Annotated in this window: 2 protein-coding genes; both read left to right on the top strand. The window is 70.8% G+C overall.

The window, feature by feature from the left end; translation table 11 throughout:
- A partial coding sequence (locus ACM0PY_RS21180; protein WP_495493304.1) for a molybdopterin-binding protein occupies positions 1-737 on the top strand: 737 nt, incomplete at its 5' end.
- A partial coding sequence (locus tag ACM0PY_RS21175) for a MoeA family protein (RefSeq protein WP_495493303.1) occupies positions 734-1,262 on the top strand: 529 nt, incomplete at its 3' end. The genes ACM0PY_RS21180 and ACM0PY_RS21175, both read left to right, overlap by 4 nt.

Below are 1,262 nucleotides of genomic sequence, written 5' to 3'. Positions count from 1 at the left end.
CGGAGCGGCAGGCGATCCGTGTGTGGTGCGAGTGCGCCAGCGAGGCGCGCACCGGCGTGGAGATGGAGGCACTGGCCGGCGTCAACGCGGCGCTGCTGACCCTGTACGACCTGAGCAAGCCGGTGGAGCCGGCCCTGCGCATCGAAGGCATCCGCCTGCTGTTCAAGGAAGGCGGCAAGCGTGGTGTGTGGCTGCACCCGGACGGCATGGACGAGGCCGAGCGTGAGCGTTTCAACCCGCGTGCGCCAAAGGGGTTGGAGGGTGCGGCCTGCGCGGTGATCACGCTGAGTGATCGCGCCAGCGAGGGCAGTTATGAGGATGTGTCCGGCCCGACCCTGGTGACCGGGCTGAAAAAGCTGGGTGGCGAGGTGGTGGCCGCCGAAGTGCTGCCCGATGGCATCGAGCCGTTGGCGGGCCGCCTGCAGGCCTTGGCCGCCGAGGGCGTGCGCCTGTGCCTGTGTACCGGCGGTACCGGGCTGGGCCCGCGTGACCTGACCCCGGAGGCGCTGCGTTCGTTGAACGCGCGGCCGGTGCATGGCCTGGCGCAGATGGTGCGGGCCCTGAGTGCACAGCACACGCCGATGACCTGGCTCAGCCGCGCCGAGGTGGTGCAGCTGGGCAACATGCTGGTGTTCGCGCTGCCCGGCAGCCCGAAGGCGGCGGCGCAGTGCCTGGACATCCTGGCGCCGGTACTGGGCCACGCCCTGGCGATGGTCGAGGGTGGTGGCCACGGATGATTGCCTACAGCGAAGCCTTGCAGCACCTGCTGGAGGCGGCCACGCCGCTGCCGGCCGAACATCTGCCGCTGCATGAGGCCGGCGGCCGCACTCTGGCCAGTGACATCATCAGTGGGCAGTCGTTGCCGCCGTTCGACAATTCGGCGATGGACGGCTTCGCGCTGCGCGCCAACGGCGCGACGTTCGAGGCCGGCACCGAGTTCGCGGTGCAGGGCTGGCAGGCGGCCGGCGATGCCGGTGCCGACGGCGGCGAGGGTGCCTGGGAAATCATGACCGGTGCGCGCATGCCGGCCGGGCTGGATACGGTGGTACCGGTCGAGAACGTGGAGATCCTCGCCAGCGAGGATGGCCGCCCGACCCGCATTGCCCTGAAGGCATTGGTGAAGCCGGGCCAGAACGTGCGCCTGCGCGGCGAGGACGTAAGCGACGGCGAGCGCGTGCTGCAGGCCGGGCAGGTGCTGGACATCAACGCGCGCACCCTGCTGCATGCCATCGGCGTAGGCGAGGTGGCGGTGGTGGCGCGGC

The sequence above is a fragment of the Stenotrophomonas sp. BR163 genome (assembly GCF_047520985.2).
In the GTDB taxonomy this organism is placed as follows: Bacteria; Pseudomonadota; Gammaproteobacteria; order Xanthomonadales; family Xanthomonadaceae; genus Stenotrophomonas; species Stenotrophomonas sepilia.
The sequence above is the reverse complement of the archived record's forward strand: the minus strand, read 5'-3'. Positions and strand labels throughout refer to the sequence as shown.